Below are 304 nucleotides of genomic sequence, written 5' to 3' on the forward strand. Positions count from 1 at the left end.
GCACGCGCTCGAGATCAACGCCATCACGAGGGACGGCGCGCAGGGGCCGGTGCTGTCGGCGACGTTCGCGTGGGCGGGCGGTCTGCTCGACGAGGCGGAGGTGCGGGAGCTGGCCGAGGGGTGGCTGCGGGCGCTGGAGGCCCTGGCGGGCACGGATGCCGGGGCCGGCGGCCACACGCCGTCCGACTTCCCCCTCGTACCGGACCTCACCCAGGAGCAGGTGGAGGCCCTCGAGGCCGCGTACCCCGGCCTGGAGGACGTCCTCCCGCTCTCCCCGCTCCAGGAGGGCCTGCTCTTCCACGCC

At 75.7% G+C, this 304-nt stretch carries 1 protein-coding gene; it reads left to right on the forward strand.

The window, feature by feature from the left end; translation table 11 throughout:
- On the forward strand, positions 1-304 hold a 304-nt coding region (locus tag KYY02_RS33805; protein ID WP_371244929.1), incomplete at both ends, for a hypothetical protein.

This window comes from Streptomyces pimonensis, from assembly GCF_041380215.1.
Lineage (GTDB): Bacteria > Actinomycetota > Actinomycetes > Streptomycetales > Streptomycetaceae > Streptomyces > Streptomyces pimonensis.